General features: G+C 40.5%; 16 protein-coding genes and 1 pseudogene. 1 reads left to right on the top strand and 16 read right to left on the bottom strand.

The genetic code is table 11. The annotated features are described in order from the left end of the window. Positions 1-32: 32 nt before the first annotated feature. The 9 genes from HMPREF2571_RS07950 to HMPREF2571_RS07990 all read right to left on the bottom strand — a co-directional run bounded on the left by HMPREF2571_RS07950 (position 33) and on the right by HMPREF2571_RS07990 (position 7,536). Entirely contained in the window at positions 33-476 is a 444-nt protein-coding gene (locus tag HMPREF2571_RS07950) for a flavodoxin (protein WP_002888085.1), read from the bottom strand. An 85-nt stretch (positions 477-561) separates the two neighbouring features. Continuing rightward, positions 562-933, bottom strand: coding sequence for a hypothetical protein (locus HMPREF2571_RS07955; protein WP_037611697.1), 372 nt, complete (start codon positions 931-933; stop codon positions 562-564). A 12-nt stretch (positions 934-945) separates the two neighbouring features. After that, entirely contained in the window at positions 946-1,665 is a 720-nt protein-coding gene (locus HMPREF2571_RS07960; protein WP_049553839.1) for a matrixin family metalloprotease, read from the bottom strand. 119 nt (positions 1,666-1,784) lie between these two features. Then, a complete protein-coding gene (locus tag HMPREF2571_RS07965; protein WP_049553840.1) occupies positions 1,785-2,567 on the bottom strand; it encodes an alpha/beta hydrolase in 783 nt (260 codons plus the stop codon). A 134-nt stretch (positions 2,568-2,701) separates the two neighbouring features. Continuing rightward, a complete protein-coding gene (locus HMPREF2571_RS07970) occupies positions 2,702-4,363 on the bottom strand; it encodes a ribonuclease J (RefSeq protein WP_049553841.1) in 1,662 nt (553 codons plus the stop codon). Positions 4,364-4,542: 179 nt separating this feature from the next. Then, positions 4,543-5,301, bottom strand: a complete 759-nt coding sequence (locus HMPREF2571_RS07975) for an ABC transporter ATP-binding protein (protein ID WP_002883503.1) — start codon at positions 5,299-5,301, stop codon at positions 4,543-4,545. Next, the gene (locus HMPREF2571_RS07980) at positions 5,298-6,167 is read right to left on the bottom strand and encodes an ABC transporter permease (protein WP_002883493.1); all 870 of its coding nucleotides are present in this window, start codon (positions 6,165-6,167) and stop codon (positions 5,298-5,300) included. Before HMPREF2571_RS07980 ends, HMPREF2571_RS07975 begins: the two co-directional genes overlap by 4 nt. Positions 6,168-6,176: 9 nt before the next feature. Beyond that, the gene (trpX, locus tag HMPREF2571_RS07985; RefSeq protein WP_004182637.1) at positions 6,177-7,178 is read right to left on the bottom strand and encodes a tryptophan ABC transporter substrate-binding protein; all 1,002 of its coding nucleotides are present in this window, start codon (positions 7,176-7,178) and stop codon (positions 6,177-6,179) included. Between the two features lie 136 nt (positions 7,179-7,314). Next, positions 7,315-7,536: a DUF4649 family protein gene (locus tag HMPREF2571_RS07990; protein ID WP_014633227.1), complete on the bottom strand. Its 222-nt coding sequence runs from the start codon at positions 7,534-7,536 to the stop codon at positions 7,315-7,317. Positions 7,537-7,632: 96 nt separating this feature from the next. On the opposite strand from HMPREF2571_RS07990, the pseudogene tnpA reads away from it, so the two are divergent. Further along, positions 7,633-7,946, top strand: a pseudogene (gene tnpA / locus HMPREF2571_RS07995) (IS200/IS605 family transposase); the annotation flags it as partial. Positions 7,947-8,304: 358 nt separating this feature from the next. Here tnpA and pyk read toward each other — a convergent pair. The 7 genes from pyk to leuB form a co-directional block, all read right to left on the bottom strand. Beyond that, positions 8,305-9,807 carry a pyruvate kinase gene (gene pyk / locus HMPREF2571_RS08000; RefSeq protein ID WP_004182640.1) on the bottom strand — a complete coding sequence of 501 codons (1,503 nt, stop codon included), beginning with the start codon at positions 9,805-9,807 and terminating at the stop codon, positions 8,305-8,307. A 69-nt stretch (positions 9,808-9,876) separates the two neighbouring features. After that, positions 9,877-10,896 (bottom strand): 6-phosphofructokinase, encoded by a 1,020-nt coding sequence (pfkA, locus tag HMPREF2571_RS08005; RefSeq protein WP_013990713.1) that lies wholly within the window; start codon positions 10,894-10,896, stop codon positions 9,877-9,879. A 93-nt stretch (positions 10,897-10,989) separates the two neighbouring features. Beyond that, positions 10,990-14,100 (bottom strand): DNA polymerase III subunit alpha, encoded by a 3,111-nt coding sequence (locus tag HMPREF2571_RS08010; RefSeq protein WP_013990714.1) that lies wholly within the window; start codon positions 14,098-14,100, stop codon positions 10,990-10,992. Positions 14,101-14,314: 214 nt separating this feature from the next. Then, on the bottom strand, positions 14,315-14,905 hold the full coding sequence (gene leuD / locus HMPREF2571_RS08015; protein ID WP_013990715.1) for a 3-isopropylmalate dehydratase small subunit: 591 nt from the start codon (positions 14,903-14,905) through the stop codon (positions 14,315-14,317). A gap of 11 nt (positions 14,906-14,916) precedes the next feature. Further along, on the bottom strand, positions 14,917-16,308 hold the full coding sequence (gene leuC, locus HMPREF2571_RS08020; RefSeq protein WP_013990716.1) for a 3-isopropylmalate dehydratase large subunit: 1,392 nt from the start codon (positions 16,306-16,308) through the stop codon (positions 14,917-14,919). A gap of 30 nt (positions 16,309-16,338) precedes the next feature. Next, positions 16,339-16,620, bottom strand: coding sequence for a DUF1294 domain-containing protein (locus tag HMPREF2571_RS08025; protein ID WP_013990717.1), 282 nt, complete (start codon positions 16,618-16,620; stop codon positions 16,339-16,341). A 4-nt stretch (positions 16,621-16,624) separates the two neighbouring features. After that, positions 16,625-17,662: a 3-isopropylmalate dehydrogenase gene (gene leuB, locus HMPREF2571_RS08030; RefSeq protein ID WP_013990718.1), complete on the bottom strand. Its 1,038-nt coding sequence runs from the start codon at positions 17,660-17,662 to the stop codon at positions 16,625-16,627. Positions 17,663-17,672 lie beyond the last annotated feature (10 nt).

Here is a 17,672-nt window from a genome sequence, read left to right on the forward strand (position 1 = left end):
CTACAATAAAAGCAGACTTTACTCTGCTTTTTTTATGCTAATGCTTCTGAAATTTTTTCAGCGAAAGCTTCGAGGTTCTCGATATCTTCATCTTCAGCAGAAAGATCAACCTTGACACTGTCTGCTCCTTTAGTCGCCCCTGTGAAGGTGAATTGATTTTCAAATTCATCAACTGAGTGACAGAAATAATCGTAGAAAGTATCTCCTGAACCTACAACACCAAAGATTTTACCTGACAAGTCGAGGTCAGCCAAATCTTCGTAAAAGTCAACGATTTCATCTGGCAACTCACCATCACCATAAGTGTAAGTCGCTACGATACAGATGTCCGCATCTTCAAAATCAGCGGCATCAACCGTTGTACACTCGTCTACATCTACAGTGTGACCTAATTCTTCCAATTTTTTGGCAACGATATCTGCGATTTCTTCCGTGTTACCGGTCATACTGGCATAAACGATTTTTGCTAAAGCCATAATGTCCTCCAAAATAATAAATTAGTTATATTATATCATATTTCTTCAGAAAATAAATGACCTAACAACTCAAAAAAACTGCCCATCAGGACAGTTTTAGATTTTGTAAGAGTTCAAAGTGTCGATAAACTAGCCATAAGCCAAGACCAACTATCAGAATGAGAATCACTGCTCTCATGAGACCTCTAAGAAAAGTCAAGAGCCAAGTGAGAAGCATAGAGGTGATTAGCCAACTCCAACCAGAGGCTCCGTAAAGGGTTTGAATACTCTGTATAGAATGACTGGTCAGCGTTTTTACCCAATTGGGAATATAAATCCAAATGCCATCACCTGATAGGCCCAAACGATTGGCAATCATGGTTCCTGTTGTTTGCAACCAAGTAAAGACCCCAGCATTGAAAAGAAAAAGGAAGGTTTGCATGGGGTAACGTCTAGCAAGGCGTTTCAAATAGCGCATGACAGCCCCTCCTTAGTTTGCATAGAGAGCATGGACCGTATCAATATCCACCTGTTGAATTCCGTAATAAGATCCAGCTGATTGCATAACGGATGTCTTAGAGTCATCATGGTCTAAGCCAATGGCATGTCCCAATTCGTGTTCAGCCGTATTCACAATACGCTTGTGAGTATAACCAAAGTCACTATTCAAAAGGAAATAACGGTTTAACTTCACATCTACATGAGTGATGCGATTGGTCAAAACATTGGTTTGAGTGTCTGCTAAACCTGCTGCCTGTGAATTCGCATCGGAATAGTCAGTCGCAACAATATCAGCTGTTGAGGCATCATCAGTTAAAGTAAAGATGAAAGCACCCGTGTTATTCCAGCTAGTAATAGCTTCCTTATAAGCTGCTACCAAGGTTTCATCTGTAGATTGTATATAGATGCTAGCTGTATTTTGCGCCCATCTAGCTCCATTAGACTCTGGAATGGTATCAGTCGTTGATAGGTTAGAGACAACTTTCTCAACGTCATTAGTACTGGTACCACTAAAACCTAGCTCTACTTGATGAAAGGCTTGGTTAATGTTTGTGGCTAAGGTACTTGAAGAATTATTGGCATAGTAGACGAGTCCATAAGCAATAAGGGCTAGGACTAGGGCAAGTTTAAATATAGCCCAAATAAGATTCCAAATAAATTGTAAAAGAAGTTTGGGAATATAGAAGATTACTCTGAATAATTTTTTCATTATTGAGCCTCCTTTTCGAAACTTCCCCTAGTATATCAAGCTCTAATAGTTCTGACAAGCAAAAAATATCACTTTAAGCTTTTATCATCTCTTTGATAAGATGTTACAAACTTGACCTATTAAGACAAGCGTTCTTCTTTAACGTAATCAATAGGTAACCATTCTAAGTAGGCTTCTAGTTGTTTTTCCCAGTAATACCACTCATGCCTTCCATGGTCTGTACGGTAGTCAATGTCTAAACCAAGGGCCTTCAAATCAGCAACTGCCTTATCTTGAGAATCAAAAAGGAAATCCTCGAGGCCACACCAGGCAAAGAATTTGGTTTTCTTGTCATGTTGTTTGGCTAGGTTAACTAGTTTGTGCTGCTCAATGTCTTTCCCTTCCAAATCGCCAAAGACACCTTGCCAGTATTCCTTAGACTCACTCGTTTCATCTGTAATCATCTCTGCTGATAATCCAAGGGCACCAGAGAAGGAACCTGCACAAGCAAAGTTATTTGTCGTTAAGGCCAGTTTAAAAGAACCATATCCACCCATAGAAAGTCCAGCGATAAAGGTCTTTTCTCGCTTCTTAGTCATACTAGGAAAGAAACGTTGCATGACTTGAGGAAGCTCCTTAGCAATGGCATCGTAATACTTAACCCCGTAGTTGGTATTTGTATACCAGCCATTTTCCGTGTTAGGCATAATAACAATGAGATTAGTCTTACGAAGGAGACGCTGAATATTGGTACGGAAGGCCCAAGAATTATGATTGCCCCCCATGCCATGAAGGAGATAGAGAACTGGGATGTCCGTATCACTTCCCGTTTCAGCAATCTGATCGCGATCTGGATAGATGACATCCACTTGGCGGTATTGTCCTAGAACATCTGATGAGTATTCAATTTGAAAAAAAGCCATTTGTATTTTCCTTTCTTAATGTTAGAAAAGCTGGGACACCCCAGCTTTTGATTTTAGAACAAAGTCTTATTGAGACTTTTCTCAATGTCTATGGTGCAAACATCACGCTCACACTCTTATGTTTTAGTCAGTTATTAGCGGACTTCCATGACTACTGGAAGGATTGCAGGACGGCGTTTGGTTTGGTCAAAGAGGAACTTAGCCACATCGTCGCGGACAGCTCCTTTAAGTTCACCCCAGTCGAAGCTGTCTCCTGCCAAGTAATTTTCAACGGTAGCATTGACAATGTCAGCAGCCTCACGGAGAATGTCACGGCTCTTCTTCACATAAACGAACCCACGTGTATTCACACGCGCTTTAGAGACAATCTTACGCTCCTTCTTGTTAACAGTGATAGCTACGATAAAGATACCATCTTCAGACAAGACCTTACGGTCACGAAGGACGATATTACCTACATCACCAATGGCATTACCGTCAATCATAACATCACCAGCTGGAACAGCTCCTTCATGAAGGAAACCTTGATCTTCAGACAAGTGCATGATGTCACCGCGTTTAACGATATAAATATTTTCTGGAAGAATACCAACTTCCAAGGCTAACTCTGCATGCGCTTGAAGGTCACGGTACTCACCTTGAACAGGGAAGAGATACTGTGGACGAAGGAGGTTAACCATCAATTGAAGTTCGCGAGCATTGGCATGTCCAGATACACGAAGGCTCTGCGTAATCATCTTAACAGTTCCACCAGCTTTATAGATAGCGTTGTTAACACGTGCCACTACGGCTTCCTTAGCAATGCTTGGAGTTGTTACGATATAAACCAAATCTCCATCCTTGATTTGAACGTAACGGTGACGACCAACAGCCATCTTTTGAAGGCCATCGATTGGTTCACCCATACGACCATTTTCGAGGATAATCAACTCGTGGTCTTCGAACTTGTTCATGTCTTTTGGTTTAACAATAAGTTTTTCATGCTCCACAGTCAATTTTTTGAGACGAATGGCTGTGCGGACAATATTTTCTACGTCAAAACCAGTAAGAACAACACGACGTCCGTGATCAGCAGCTGAATCAAAGACTTGTTGAATACGTACCAAGTTTGAGGCAACTGCAGCAACAATAACACGTCCTTCTGCATCAGCAATTACTTGGTCAATTTCTTGGCCAACTTCTGCTTCAGAAGCTGTTTGATCAGTACTTGTCGCATTTGCTGAGTCCGACAAGAGGGCCAAAACACCTTCACGTCCGATTTCTGCCAAACGACCTAAATCAGTTTTGTAGTAAGGACGGGCAGCTTGGTCAAACTTGAAGTCACCGGTATAGACAATATTGCCTTGGTCAGTGCCAAGAACAATCCCCATTGATTCTGGAATAGAGTGAGTTGTCTTGAAGAATGAAACCTCAGCATCCTCAAATTCAATTTCAGTCTCTGCGTCAATAACATGGAAATTGTTGAATTTCTTAACGCCAGCATTCTTCACAAACAGTTTAGCTAACTCGATTGTAAGTGATGATCCAAAGACTGGTGCTTTGACTTCTTGCAAGATATAAGGTAGGGCACCAATGGCATCGGCGTGTCCGTGAGTTAAGAAAATCCCTTGGATACGATCTCTATTTTCAATCAAGTAATCTAAGTTAGGGATGACAAAGTCAACACCTAGTTGTTCATTTTCAGGATACTTTAGACCAGCATCCAAGATAAAGATAGAGTCGTTAATCTCAACAATATAGAGGTTCTTAGCATTTTCACGTACTCCACCTAGGGCAATAATTTTAATATCGCTCATGCTTGTTTTTCTCCTTTTTAGTTTGACTCTCTTCTAGAGCCTATTTTTACAGACGGTCCAAGAAGCTGAACGTTCGTGCGAACAGTCTCCTTGTCGATTTACAGGCCACAACAAAAAGTTGCATACCCTTTAAGTATACAACTTTTTGGCTTATTTTACAATTTAGAGTCAGACTAGGCTTACTCAAACATAGCGTAATAGTCTGTGATATCCAATTGGCCTTTTTCTTCCTTGGTAAGGTCTTTAATGATTTGACCATCCTTCATAACGATAAGACGATTTCCATATTTTAGGGCATCTTCCATGTGATGGGTAATCATCAAAGCTGTTAGATGGTCACCTGTTACAAACTCATCAGTCAACTCCATGAGGGCTACACTGGTCTTAGGATCCAGAGCTGCAGTGTGCTCGTCTAAGAGCAAGAGCTCAGGACGTTTAAGTGTCGCCATCAAAAGACTGAGAGCCTGACGCTGACCACCTGAAAGGAGACCTGCTGGTGTATCTAAGTGCTTTTCTAAACCATTACTGATACGTTCAATCAGACCTTGAAATTCCTCTGTGTAGAGATGAATTTGGCGTGATTTAAGCCCTCGTTTTTCGCCACGGTATTTGGCAATCAAGAGGTTTTCTGCAACAGTCATACGAGGAGCCGTCCCCATTTTAGGATCTTGGAAGACTCGTGAGAGGTATTTGGCACGCTTCTCAGCAGGGAGAGCCGTAACATCTTCACCCATGATGAAAATCTGACCACTGGTCAACATGAGAGTCCCTGCAATGACATTGAAGAGGGTTGATTTTCCGGCACCATTTCCACCAAGAATGGTAATAAAGTCACCTTCTCTAATGGTAAGATTAACATGGTCCAGAATGGTTTTTTCGGTGTCAAAACCGTTATTGACCTTAACAGTCGCATCTTTGAGTTCTACAATAGCTGTCATCGTGATAAGGTCACCCCCTTAAAGAATTTTCGACGTAGGACAGGCGAAATTAAGCAAATAGCCAAAACAATCGCACTAAAGAGTTTGAGGTAGTTTGTGTTAAAACCAAGAGCAATAACCGCTGTCAAAAGGAACTGATAGAGGATTGAACCAATACAGATGGCAATCAAACGTTCCAACAGAGTCAAGTTAGTCGCATAAAGGACCTCACCAATGATAATGCTGGCAAGACCAATGACGATAACCCCAATCCCTTTAGAAACGTCTGCATAACCATCCTGTTGGCTAATCAGGGCTCCAGAGAGGGCAATAATACCGTTTGAGATAACAAGCCCCATCACTTCCATATTGTCTGTGTTGATACCAAATGATTTGGCCATGTCTCTATTATCACCTGTGGCAATATAAGCTTGACCTAGGCGCGTGTTAAGAAAGGCAATCAAGGCCGTGATAACAATGGTTACCGCAATGAGACCAACAATCAAGAGGTTGTAGTCCTTGCTGAAAGGAAGCAAATCTTGAATAGTCTTAATATCAAGAAGTCCTAGGTTGGCTCTCCCCATAATCATAAGCATGACTGAGTTAAGAGAGGTCATGACCAAAATCCCTGCCAAAATAGTAGGAATCTCTCCCTTAGTATAGAGGAGACCAGTCACAAGTCCGGCACCACAGCCGGCCAAAACGGCAACCAAGGTTGCCAAGATAGGGTTCCAACCAAAGTTCATAAGGGTTACTGCTACTGCCCCACCAAGAGGGAAGGAACCTTCTGTTGTCAAATCAGGAAAATCCAAGATACGGAAAGTCATGTAAATCCCAAGACCTAGGATTCCGTATAGAAGCCCCTGATAAATAGATGAAATAATCATAAGTCCTCCTTATTTATCAGCTTTAACAGCGATGTCTGACTGTTTAAGCACATCGTCAGGGATGGTGATGTTGAGGTCTTGAGCAACTTTAAGGTTAAGCGTTGGTGTGCCATCATCGATAACATCTACAGGAACATCCTTAACTTTCTTACCTTTAAGAACCTTAACTGCACTACGAGCTGTAGCCTTTCCAAGTTCATATTGGCTTTGAGCAACTGAAGCCAAACCGCCCTCTTTCACCATCGTATCAACTGTCGTATAAACTGGAATCTTAGCCTGGTTGGCTGATGAGATTACTGTTGAAAAGGCCGAGGCAATCGTATTATCTTGAGGCGTCCAGATGGCATCTACCTTACCAGTCATGACTGACATGGTTGTATTGATTTCATTAGTTGATGGGACGGCGTACTCGACCACATTCAGACCATCTTTTTCAGCGTACTTCTTAAAGCTTTCAACCTGTGATTTGGAATTGTCCTCGCTTGAAGCGTAGAGAATACCAATCGTTTTGGCATTTGGTGTCAGTGATTTGACCAATTCTACTGTCTGCTTAATCGGCACTTGGTTTGAGGTACCAGTAACATTGCCTTCTGGATGCTTGAGATTCTTAACCAATTTTGCCCCAACAGGGTCTGAGATAGCCCCCATAATGACTGGAATATCCTTGGTAGCTGCCGCTAGCCCCTGTGCTGCTGGTGTGGCAATACCGATAACAACATCGTTCTTGTCATTAACCAATTGTTTAGACATGGTTTGAATTTTAGACTGGTCTCCTTCGGCATTTAGGAGGGTGATTTTAACCTTGTCCCCCTTATAACCAGCTTCCTTAAGGCCATCCTCAATTCCCTTCTCAATTTGATCCAGGGCGTCGTGAGTCACGAACTGGAGGATCCCTACTTTGACGACCTTATTGGCATCTTGGTGTTCTTTTTTGAAAAGATCTGTACCAATAGAACCGAGCGTCAAGATAGCTAAGAAAATCAAAGTCCAAATTAAACGCTTGTTTTTCATATGTGTCTCCTTCTATAAATTCTTCCTTTCTATTGTAAGTCATTTTCAGTCAATTAGCAATATTCTTAATTTATAAAAATTACCCTGATTAAAGAAAAAGAACCAGAACACGATGTCTGATTCTTTTCCCTTATTATTACTGATACTGTGCCAAGTCTAGCTTCATAATAAAAAAGTAAAGGTCACCATATTGTCCTTTGTAGCCAATATCATGTCCGTTTATTGTCACCTTAGTAACTGGTGTTGCATCTGGCAAGGCAATCCAACAAGCTTGCTGGGCTCTGACAAATTCATTGTAATCTTCAAAGGAAGTGTGTTTTTCTTGCTTGGCAGTATTTAAATAAGTTACTTCAATCATTGAGGGACCTCCTTATAATCCTTTACCTAAGGTCTAGATTACGCTTCCTAGAGAGCAAAGTCAATCATGACGACTTAAAAAACAGCAGGCTGGGCCATACAAATAATAGAAGGTCACTTAATGCCAGATCATGTTCATATGCTAGTAAGTATACAACAACGAATGAGTGTGGCTAGTTTTATGGGATATTAAAAAGGTAAAAGTGCATTAATGATGTTTGATAGAAATGCCAATTTAAAATATAAATTTGGAAACAAACATTTTGGGGCAGAAGGTTTTTATGTAAGTACGATAGGACTTAATGAAGCCACAATTAAGAAATATATCTAGGAACTAGTGAAGTATGATACCGCATTGAACAATTAAGTGTGAAAGAATATAAAAATCCCTTCAGTGATAACGGTAAGTAATGCGTCTGCCTCTTTGAGAAGCTTATGACGAATAAAAGAAATAAAGGCTTGAACAAAGTGAAAGACTTCGTCTTAAGACGCTGGTTACTATTATGGACTTATAGCCCTTAATCAAACTACCCGTAAATTAAACTGCACCCCAAAAATTAGACAGAGAAAATCTAACTTTTGGGGTATTTTTATTACTTGAATATACGATATAAGATAACAAAAAACATCGATTGATGACTTTTTCAGTGGAATCCCTATCCGGTCCTCTCTAGATGTTAGCTTTTCATCACCCACTACAGTTGACTGAGAGCTGAGAGCAAAAAAAGAAGACCCCTAGGATCTTCTTTCTATTTAAGTTCTACTTAAATTATTTTACTGTGCGGATACGCATAGTGTTTGTACCACCTGTACCTACAGGAACACCAGCAACGATAACAATGTTGTCACCAGATTCTACAAGACCTGATTCCAATGCAACTTTTTCAGCAACATCAAACATGTCATCAGTTGAGCTTGGTTTTTCAGTAACTACTGGAATAACACCCCAGTTAAGCATCAATGATTTTTGAGTAATTTCATCGAATGTTACAGCCAAGATATCAGCTTCTGGACGGTATTTAGAAATCAAACGAGCAGTGTTACCTGATTCAGTAAGAGCAACAACAAGTTTGATATCCATTGAGTTAGTAGCATCTTTAACTGCAGACGCAACTACTTCAGTCTTAGTTGAACGGTCAAATGTTGATGAATCAAGACGACCATACTCTTTAAGAAGAGTTTGAGCGTTTTTATCAATTGTAGCCATTGTACGAACTGATTCAACTGGGTATTTACCATTTGCAGACTCACCAGAAAGCATTGTAGCATCTGTACCATCGATAACTGCGTTGAATACGTCAGATACTTCAGAACGAGTTGCACGTGGTTTTTCTGTCATTGTTTCAAGCATGTTTGTAGCTGTAACAACAACTTTACCAGCAGCGTTAACTTTTGTGATGATCATTTTTTGGTAAACTGGAACCATTTCGAATGGTACTTCGATACCCATGTCACCACGAGCGATCATGATACCGTCAGCAGCTTCGATGATTTCATCGATGTTATCGATACCTTGTTGGTTTTCGATTTTAGCCAACAATTGAACGTGACCGTTACCAGTTTCTTCACAGATAGCACGAACTTCTTGTACGTCTTTTGCAGTACGTACGAATGAGATAGCGATAAAGTTAAGACCTTGTTCAAGACCAAAACGGATATCAGCGTTATCACGTTCAGCAAGTGCTGGGAAAGGAATTTTAGTGTAAGGGATGTTTACACCTTTTTGTTTAGCGATGATACCATCATTTTCAACTTCAACGATGAATTCACGTTTTTCAGCATCTTTGTCTACAACACGAAGACCAAGTTTACCATCATCGACAAGAACTTGTTTACCAACTTCTACATCGTCAAAAACGTCAAGTGCACCTGCAACGTTCAATGCGATAACGTCGCGAGTTGATTTGATACCTTGTTTAGTAGCAACACGAATTTGTTCACCAGTTTTGTATGCATACTCTTTAGCATCACCTTCGAACAATTCAGTACGGATTTCAGGTCCTTTTGTATCAAGAAGGAAACCTACTTTTTGACCAGCAAGGTCTTCTGCCATACGAACGACATCCATACGTTCACCTTGTTCAGCGTGGTCACCATGTGAGAAGTTGAAACGGAAAACGTTAGCACCTTCCTTGATCAATTGAGCAATGTTTTTAGCAGATGCTTCACGGTCAAGTTTTTCACCCCAGTAACCATCTTCACCAAATTTTTTGCCGCCACGGATTTCAACCGCAGGACCAAGTGTTGCAACGATTTTTACACGTTTATTCATGATAAATAAAACTCCCTTATATTTTTTGTCGCCTTAGCGACGGATTAACAATAATTTAAGTAACTGAGATTAGCTCAAGTTAGACAATGAACGGTTAAGGTCTGCAAAGTCAAGACGTGCTTTGTGAGGATTGTTGACGATAATTTTACCGTCTTCAGTAAGACTGAACAAAGCTCCTTCTTCTGCTGTACCAAGGATTGGGCTTTCAACAAGCTCTTCATTGTGGATACCAACAGCTACACCACCAATACCTTGTTTAAGGAGGTCAACCGCATGTGCCCCCATCCATGAAGCAAGAACACGGTCACGCGCAGTTGGTGAACCACCACGAACCACGTGTCCAATGTTTGTTGCACGAAGATCTGAAGTATCTCCAGCTTCTTTCATTTTAGCTGCAAATTCTTCAGCACCCATGACACCTTCAGCAACTACGATTACATGGTGAGTTTTAGCACCTGATTCGTAACCTTCTTTAACTTTACGTACAACTTCATTAATATCATACTCTTCTTCAGGTACGATAATTTGGTCTGCACCAGAAGCAATACCAGCCCAAAGAGCGATATCACCAGCGTTACGTCCCATAACTTCAACGACGAAAGTACGTCCGTGACTGAAAGCAGTGTCTTGAATCTTATCGATAGCTTCTGTTGCTGTTGCAACAGCAGTATCAAAACCAATTGTGTAGTCTGTACCAACGATATCGTTATCGATAGTTCCTGGAAGACCAACAGCTGGGAAACCATGTTCAGTCAAACGCATAGCACCATGGTAAGAACCATCTCCACCAATAACTACTACACCTTCGATTCCATGTTTTTTAAGTTGCTCAATACCTTTAAGTTGACCCTCAAGTTGGGCAAACTCAGGATAGCGAGCAGACTGAAGGAAAGTTCCACCACGGCTGAGGATGTTGTCTACGCCTTTGGCATCAAGTTGGAAGATATCTCCTTCAACCATACCAGCGTATCCACGGTTAATGCCGAAGACTTCAATTCCTTCAGAAATTGCTTTGAGAACAACTGCACGAGCGGCAGCGTTCATACCAGGGGCATCTCCACCACTAGTTAAAACAGCAATACGTTTCATTATTCCTGATACTCCTTTTATATATTTAACATTTTCATTATAACACAAAGAATTCTAAATGGCTTTAAATTTGAAAAGATTTATTGTTTTTTTTTACCGTAAAACCGTTTTCAGCACATAAGGTGCTAATTCCCGATTAAGTTCCTCGTTCTTAGTTACTCTGTATCTTTGACTAACGATAGTTTCCTTACTTCCTTGATAACGGATAATGACAGGAATGTGTCCAGGATACTTAGCTAATATTTGAGAAACTTCTATGTCTTTATCATGATTCTCAAGTAAAATCCAGAAACGCTCCGTGCTGGCTTCCTCCATGTTTGACAAGATTAACTGAATGCGTCCATCACGCTCCTGGGTCCGTCCATCAAGATAAAAGAGACCACCTTCACTTAATTTATCCTTATGATAGAAATAAGTTTCTGGAAATAGGGTAACATCAAGTTTATTGATCCCATCAGTGACGTTCAGAAAGGCCATCTGATCACCTTTTTTAGTTCTGATAATTCGAACGGATTCTAGCTGAACCAAAACCGTTGCCTTAGTATTAACAGCCAAATCAGAAATTGGTTGATAGGGACGAGAGGCCATTTTTTGAGCCAAGTGTAAAGGATGGGGGCTAAGCCCAACTCCTAGTAACTCCTGTTCTAAATTATAACGATCCGTCTGACTATAGTCTTCATAATCAACCCAAGAGTAAGATGATTCTGCAAACAAACTTCCTAACTCATTGACAAAAGTAAAGAGGTTGCTTAAATTACCAATGATTTTCTGTCGATTTGGTTCAAAAATATCAAACAAACCAATCTGGATAAGAGGTGTCAGACTATCGACTTTCTGATATTTGCTAGGAATACGTGTCAAAAAGTCTTCTATAGAAATGTATTTACCATTTTGTTTGCGATCCTCAATAATCCAAAGGGCAAAATCTCTTGGCAAGCCTTTGATAGTCTTAAGACCTAATACAATCTTTCCATCTGAAATCTTGTCCAGATAGGGAATTCTATTAATATCAAGGCTGGCTAGAGAAAAGCCATTTTCAATTGCATCCTTAATGTAATCACTAGACGAATAGTTTAACATGACGTCATAGAAAATCTGAGGGTAATGCGTTTTGAAATAGGCTAATTGAAAGGCTAGTGCTGAATAAGCATAGGCATGACTTCTATTAAAGCCATAACCTGCAAACTTAGCCATCATACTAAAGAGTCGTTCAGCAATCTGTGGGTCACGTCCCAACCGACGACTTCCTTCCATGAACTCTTCGGACATCTTGGACATTTCATTGGCATCTTTTTTCGACATTGCTCGACGAAGCAAATCGGCTTTTCCGAGTGTAAAGCCTGCAAATACTTGGGCAATCTGCATAACCTGCTCCTGATAAAGCATGATGCCATACGTAGGCTCAAGGATTGGTGCAACTACTGGATCAATCAAATCTACTTTTTCCTTACCGTACTTACGAGCGATGAAATTATCTGTATAATCGCTAGCTCCAGGTCGGTTAAGAGAGGTTGTCGCTACCACTTCTTCGAACTTAGCGGGTTTAATCCGTTTAAGAAGGTTAATAGCACCCGCCTGCTCAAACTGAAATATTCCCTTAGTTTTCCCCTTGGCAAAAAGAGCTAGGGTCTGTGGATCTTCCAAATCAATGGATTTGATATCTATAGCGACTCCCTGCTCTTCTTCAAGTTTCTCCTTCATTTTTTGAACAAAGGTCAAATTACGGAGGCCCAAGAAATCCATCTTAAGCAAGCCGTTGGCTTCGACCGCGGAGGCATCGTACTGAGTAACCATCATATCCTCACCATCTTTTAGAGGAATATGGTTGGTTAGGTCATCGTCACTCATCACTATACCAGCAGCATGGATTGAGGTCTGTCTTGGCTGGCCTTCAATAGCCTTAGCAATCTCAAAAGCCCTCTGAAATTCTTGTCTTTGATTAATCAACTGTCTAAATGACATATTCTTCTCATAGACAGAGGTCAAGGTGTCACGAAAAGAAATCTTTTTACTAAGTTGTGACAGTTCAAATTCCTTGGCTCCGAAACGTTTAAAAACATCTCGGATAGCCTGTTTGGCCCCAAAAGTTGAAAAAGTAACAATCTGAGCAGAGTGCTTACTACCATAACGGTCCCTAACATAATGAAGAAACTCGCTTCGATAGATATCAGGCAAGTCGATATCTATATCAGGCATGCTATAACGTTCTTCATTTAGAAAACGCTCGAAAAGCAAGTCATTTTTAACGGGATCAATTCCGGTAATATCAAGGACATAAGCCACCAAGCTTCCTGCAGCAGACCCACGTCCCATTCCCATATAATAACCACGGCTACGCCCAAAGCGTAATAAATCCCAGACAATCAAGAAATAATCATCAAAGCCCATCTGATGAATGATAGACAATTCTTTGTCTAAACGTTCCTGATAAACTGCTGCGCTTAACTTTTTAGTTTCTAATCCAGATTGGGCTAATTGACGTAATTGGTCAACTGCTGGCATATCACGATTAAAACGAGGAAGCTTCAAATCCGTATCAAACTGATAAGTAATGTCTGAAACAAGTTGCTCCAAATTGTTCAAAGCCTCTGGAATATCACTATATGCACTTTCCATTTCTTGAGGCGAGAAAAGAAGCTGATTCATAGGACAAATAGAGGCCTCTGACAAGGAAACGTTTTGTGAGATGGCGTGTAACATCTGAATCGTCGAGCGATCTACATTTTCAAAATAACGCACTGTATGTAAAGGAATTACAGGATAATCAAACTCTTTGCCAGCATCTTCAGGCCTTACCCCAATAAAAACCTCTGAACCAAGAGTCATTCCTGGCTCCCAGTCTTCACTCGGAAGGATGAGGGCAATAGCGTTTAGATAGTCCGAAAAAGCTGTAAATTCACGCTGTCCCGAGGAAAGCTCTGTTGCCAACTTCATCAAATTTTTATAGCCCTGATTATTTTTAGCTAACAGGCGAAAAGGAATTTTTCTTCCCTCGTAAAATAGATTAGCTTCCATACCAATCAAAGGACGTAAACCGTTTTTACTTGCAAGCTTGGCAAAATGATAAGCAGCATAAAGATTGTCACGATCCATCAAACCAAGGGCTTGATAGCCAAGCTCTTTGGCACGCTCAACGTAGCTGTTCAAATCTACGACACTATCCATGAAACTATAGACAGATTTTGTATCCAATTGTGCAAACATGAAGGCCTCCTTTCTATCTTTCTATTATAGCATACGCTACTAGTAAAAACGCCTCTACCATATTAACTGTTTCAAACAAAAAGAATGAGATAGAACAACATTTTTGATATTGTCCTTATCCCATTCTTTTAAGTGCTCATTATTTTTTTACTAACACATCATTGCTTCTGATAGCAAGATTGAATATCAAAGCTTAGAGAAACAACTTAATCCCTTATTGCCAATATGATGGGCGTTGTTTTTCATAGGAAGCAATCAAATCTTCATATTGAAGAGTGATTCCAATATCGTCAAGCCCTTCAACCAATTTACGTTTCCACTCATGATCGATATCAAATGGAAACTCTCCTGCTGAAGATTTAATGACTTGGTTTGGAAGGTCAATCGTGATTTCCTCACCTGCAGGAAGAGCAGCCAATTTTTGACGTACTTCCAAGGGTTGAACGATTGGCAACATACCATTCTTCAATTCGTTGTTATAGTGGATATCTGAAAATGATCCAGCGATAACACAGCGGAAACCATAGTCTTCCAATGCCCATGCAGCGTGTTCACGAGATGATCCTGAACCAAAGTTATCACCAGTAACCAAAATAGTCGCATCGCGATACTCAGGTTTATTGAAGACGAAATCAGGATTTTCTTCGTAGTCATCATTAAGATAACGCCATTCAAACATCAAATTCTTACCGAAGCCTTTTTTATCAACAGCTTTCAAGAATTGTTTGGGAATGAGTTGGTCCGTATCGATGTTATCATTCATCAAAGGTACTGATTTCCCTGTATAGACGGTAAATTTTTCCATTATCTTCTCCCTTATGCTTGAACTTCTGGCATATCGCGTACATCTACAAATTTACCAGCGATTGCCGCAGCTGCTGCCATTGCTGGACTACAAAGGTGAGTACGAGCTCCATATCCTTGACGTCCCTCAAAGTTACGGTTACTTGTAGATGCACAGTGAACGCCTTCTGGAACATGGTCTGGGTTCATACCAAGACACATTGAGCAACCTGGATCACGCCATTCAAATCCTGCATCCAAGAAAATTTTATCCAAACCAAGACGTTCAGCTTCTTTCTTAACTGGACGTGAACCTGGAACAACAATAGCTGTCAATGTTGGTGCGATATGTTTTCCTTTAACGAATTTAGCAGCTAACTCAAGGTCGCTAAGACGTGCGTTAGTACAAGAACCAATAAAGACATAGCCAAGATCGATATCTTTAGCATATTCGCCAGGCTTAACATCCATATACTCGTAAGCACGTTCATCATTAAAGTCTTTGATTTCTGGAAATGGTTGATCAAACTCAACACCCATTTCAGGGTTAGTTCCCCATGTAACCATAGGTGCCAATTCTGAAACATCAATAGTGATTACTTTATCGTATTCAGCATCTGGATCTGAGACCAAGGTTTTCCAGTCAGCTACTGCTTCTTCAAACTTCTCACCCTTAGGTGCGCAAGGACGCCCTTCAACATAATCATAAGTTTTTTGGTCTGGATTCATAAGACCCATCTTAGCACCAAATTCAATAGACATGTTACAGATAGTCATGCGTTCATCCATTGAAAGTGCATCAATAGCTTCACCACAATATTCAACCGCGTATCCTACACCAGCATCAACGCCATAGCGTGCAATAAGTGCAAGAATAAAGTCTTTTGAATAGACACCTGGCTGTGGTTTACCAACAAATTCAACCTTCATTTTCTTAGGTTTTACTTGCCACAAACATTGTGTCGCAAAGACATGTTCCACCTCAGATGTACCAATACCAAAGGCAATGGCACCAAAGGCACCGTGGGTAGCCGTATGACTATCCCCACAAACTACAAATTTACCGGGTTGACTGCGACCTGTTTCAGGACCAACCATGTGGACAATCCCCTGACGAGCAGTACCGTGGGTAGCCGCATCAATACCAAATTCCTCAACATTTTTCGCCAAAGTATCAATTTGGTTTTTAGAAATAAGGTCACGAATGTTAAAAATATCAACCGTAGGAACGTTGTGGTCTGTCGTACCAAAAGTTAGATCTGGGCGACGAACTTTACGTCCAGCATCACGAAGTCCTTGAAAGGCCTGTGGACTTGTAACCTCGTGAATATAATGCTGATCCACATACATCAATTGTGGTTCGCCCTCATTTCCAGTAACGACGTGGCGTTCCCAAAGTTTATCAAAAATTGATTTTCCGCTCATAAAATACTCCAAATATAATCTAAGGATTAGCTAATCCGAAAGTCTTGTTAGAATAAGGTATAAAAGAACGACATCAATAACAATGCCTATAAGCCAACATAGCTTAAAATACCATTTGTTAATTTTATGTCTAAAAAATTTCCCACCTAGAAAGGCACCAATACCACCGAAAATCAGAGTCTGCAATAATAATGCCTTCTCAGAAATCCGTCTTTTATGTTGAATGGCCTTGCTTTTATCAAGTCCATAAGCACATAAAACAAGGAGATTCCATACCAACAAAACGCTTAGTAACACTAGTTTTAGTGTCATGAGTTTAGAGATTGCTAATAATAGCTGCTGTCATTTCAGCAGTCGAAGCCTGACCACCCAAATCACGTGTCAAGATGCCTTGGTTCAAGGTCTTATCAACAGCATTTTCAATCAATTCTGCCCCTTCAGTTTCATTGAAACTTTCACGCAACATCATAGCTACTGATAAAATCATTGAAATTGGGTTGGCAATACCTTGACCAGCGATGTCTGGTGCTGAACCATGGATTGGTTCATAAAGACTAGGACCATTTTCAGAATGACTGGCAGATGGCATAACACCTAAAGTTCCTGGAAGGACACTTGATTCATCAGACAAGATATCTCCAAAAAGGTTCTCTGTCACAACCACGTCAAAACGAGCTGGATTGGTAATCATGATCATTGCCGCACTATCAACAAGTTGGTGTTCAAGAGTTACATCTGGAAACTCCAAAGAAACTTCATCAGCAACTTTACGCCACAATTTAGAAGTTGCCAAAACATTTTGTTTATCAATGCTAGTGACCTTTTTGCCACGACCTTGGGCAATCTTGAAAGCACGACGAATGATACGACGAATCTCATCTGCTGAATAATCATTGATATCACGAGCCTTGTCTTCTTCGAGAATATGCTCACCAAAGTAAATACCACCTGTAAGTTCACGCACAACGACAAAATCTACGCCCTCGATACGCTCAGGTTTAAGAGGTGACAAGTGTTTCAAAGCATCAAAGATGCGGACAGGACGGATATTAGCAAAGAGATTCAACTCTTTACGAATGGCCAAAAGTCCTTGTTCAGGACGAACTGGCGCATTGTCATATTTTGGTCCACCAATTGCAGCCAAGAGGATAGCATCTGCTGATTTAGCAGCATCCAAAGTTGACTTAGGAAGTGGATGACCTTCAGCATCAATACCAGCACCACCAAATGGTTTAGCATCAATGTCATAATCAAATCCAATTTTTGAAGCTACTTTTTCAAGAACTTCAAGACCTGCTGCCATAATCTCAGGTCCAATTCCATCACCTGAAAGTGTTACAATTTTCTTTGTCATGTTTAACTCC

Origin of the sequence: Streptococcus sp. HMSC068F04 (assembly GCF_001837455.1) — a bacterium.
GTDB lineage: Bacteria > Bacillota > Bacilli > Lactobacillales > Streptococcaceae > Streptococcus > Streptococcus salivarius_D.

Excerpts from the sequence above, each read along its gene's own strand:
- HMPREF2571_RS07950 (WP_002888085.1), bottom strand. The coding sequence starts at position 476 with ATGGCTTTAGCAAAAATCGTTTATGCCAGTATGACCGGTAACACGGAA.
- HMPREF2571_RS07955 (WP_037611697.1), bottom strand. The coding sequence starts at position 933 with ATGCGCTATTTGAAACGCCTTGCTAGACGTTACCCCATGCAAACCTTC.
- HMPREF2571_RS07960 (WP_049553839.1), bottom strand. The coding sequence starts at position 1,665 with ATGAAAAAATTATTCAGAGTAATCTTCTATATTCCCAAACTTCTTTTA.
- HMPREF2571_RS07965 (WP_049553840.1), bottom strand. The coding sequence starts at position 2,567 with ATGGCTTTTTTTCAAATTGAATACTCATCAGATGTTCTAGGACAATAC.
- HMPREF2571_RS07970 (WP_049553841.1), bottom strand. The coding sequence starts at position 4,363 with ATGAGCGATATTAAAATTATTGCCCTAGGTGGAGTACGTGAAAATGCT.
- HMPREF2571_RS07975 (WP_002883503.1), bottom strand. The coding sequence starts at position 5,301 with ATGACAGCTATTGTAGAACTCAAAGATGCGACTGTTAAGGTCAATAAC.
- HMPREF2571_RS07980 (WP_002883493.1), bottom strand. The coding sequence starts at position 6,167 with ATGATTATTTCATCTATTTATCAGGGGCTTCTATACGGAATCCTAGGT.
- trpX (WP_004182637.1), bottom strand. The coding sequence starts at position 7,178 with ATGAAAAACAAGCGTTTAATTTGGACTTTGATTTTCTTAGCTATCTTG.
- HMPREF2571_RS07990 (WP_014633227.1), bottom strand. The coding sequence starts at position 7,536 with ATGATTGAAGTAACTTATTTAAATACTGCCAAGCAAGAAAAACACACT.
- pyk (WP_004182640.1), bottom strand. The coding sequence starts at position 9,807 with ATGAATAAACGTGTAAAAATCGTTGCAACACTTGGTCCTGCGGTTGAA.
- pfkA (WP_013990713.1), bottom strand. The coding sequence starts at position 10,896 with ATGAAACGTATTGCTGTTTTAACTAGTGGTGGAGATGCCCCTGGTATG.
- HMPREF2571_RS08010 (WP_013990714.1), bottom strand. The coding sequence starts at position 14,100 with ATGTTTGCACAATTGGATACAAAATCTGTCTATAGTTTCATGGATAGT.
- leuD (WP_013990715.1), bottom strand. The coding sequence starts at position 14,905 with ATGGAAAAATTTACCGTCTATACAGGGAAATCAGTACCTTTGATGAAT.
- leuC (WP_013990716.1), bottom strand. The coding sequence starts at position 16,308 with ATGAGCGGAAAATCAATTTTTGATAAACTTTGGGAACGCCACGTCGTT.
- HMPREF2571_RS08025 (WP_013990717.1), bottom strand. The coding sequence starts at position 16,620 with ATGACACTAAAACTAGTGTTACTAAGCGTTTTGTTGGTATGGAATCTC.
- leuB (WP_013990718.1), bottom strand. The coding sequence starts at position 17,662 with ATGACAAAGAAAATTGTAACACTTTCAGGTGATGGAATTGGACCTGAG.